Raw genomic sequence first — 215 nt, 5'->3', positions numbered from 1 at the left:
ATGACGGCAGTACGGTGCAACCCAACCTTAAAACCCTTTTACATGCGCCTTAAATCCACTAAATCCAAGCCTATAATTGGCCTGGTTGCCACCCAGCGAAAACTGCTGTTACTCATGTACGCCCTTTGGAAAAGTGAAGCCTATTATGATGCAAATCACCATAAAACAAAAACAGCAAGCTCAAAAGAACTTGCTGCGCAGGATAGTTATTAACC

Annotated in this window: 1 pseudogene; it reads left to right on the top strand. The window is 43.3% G+C overall.

The window, feature by feature from the left end:
* Positions 1–213, top strand: a pseudogene (locus tag IS446_RS00060) (hypothetical protein); the annotation flags it as partial.
* Positions 214–215: the final 2 nt, after the last annotated feature.

It is taken from the genome of Robertkochia sediminum (assembly GCF_016786255.1).
Taxonomy (GTDB): Bacteria; Bacteroidota; Bacteroidia; order Flavobacteriales; family Flavobacteriaceae; genus Robertkochia; species Robertkochia sediminum.
This window is presented reverse-complemented; position numbering and strand designations above follow the sequence as displayed.